1 protein-coding gene is annotated in these 367 nt (G+C 67.3%); it reads left to right on the plus strand.

The window, feature by feature from the left end:
- The coding region (locus FLQ44_RS11270) for a type II toxin-antitoxin system VapC family toxin (protein ID WP_147694451.1) at window positions 1–302 on the plus strand (302 nt) is incomplete at its 5' end.
- Between the last annotated feature and the right edge of the window lie 65 nt (window positions 303–367).

The following is a 367-nucleotide window of genomic DNA, read 5'->3' on the forward strand; positions in this document are numbered from 1 at the left end:
AGCTGGAGATGGGCGTACTGCGCATCGAACGCCGCGACCCCGTGCAGGGCCAACGCCTGCGCGAGTGGCTGGAGCAGCGCGTGATTCCTGCGTTTGCCGGCCGCATCCTGCCCATCGATCAGGCCACCGCGCTGCGCTGCGCACAGCTGCATGTACCCGACCCGCGCCCAGCGCACGACGCCTTGATCGCGGCCACCGCGCTGGTTCATGGACTGACCCTCGTCACCCGCAACACCAGTGACTTCGCGCCGCTGGGTGTTGCTCTGCTTGATCCATGGCAAGCGGACCGCAGCGGAGGGTGATCGCATCGGGCTGCGCCGACTGCGCCCCGTTCTTATGCCTGAAGCCGATACGCGATCAAGTTCGC

Source organism: Vogesella mureinivorans, from assembly GCF_007644035.1.
In the GTDB taxonomy this organism is placed as follows: domain Bacteria; phylum Pseudomonadota; class Gammaproteobacteria; order Burkholderiales; family Chromobacteriaceae; genus Vogesella; species Vogesella mureinivorans.